The following is a 347-nucleotide window of genomic DNA, read 5'->3' on the forward strand; positions in this document are numbered from 1 at the left end:
AAGGTCGGGCCCTTGTTCTCGAGGATCTTGCCGGCAACGATCGATGCTTCCGCACCGGCGTTGGCCGCGATCTGGCGAGCCGGAGCCTGCAGCGCGCGACGCACGATGGCGATGCCGGCGGTCTGGTCGGAGTTGGCGCCGCTGACGGTGATGGCCAGCGAAGCGCGCAGCAGCGCGACGCCGCCGCCGGGAACGATGCCTTCTTCGACGGCCGCGCGGGTCGCGTTGAGGGCGTCATCGACGCGGTCCTTCTTTTCCTTGACTTCCACTTCGGTCGCACCGCCGACGCGGATGACGGCAACGCCGCCCGCCAGCTTGGCGAGACGTTCCTGCAGCTTCTCCTTGTC

1 protein-coding gene is annotated in these 347 nt (G+C 68.6%); it reads right to left on the bottom strand.

The features are described 5' to 3' along the window. Positions 1-347, bottom strand: a 347-nt coding sequence (locus AC0L3I_RS37030) for a TCP-1/cpn60 chaperonin family protein (RefSeq protein ID WP_473530244.1), incomplete at both ends; no start/stop codon positions are given.

The organism is Mesorhizobium sp. WSM4840 (assembly GCF_055811755.1).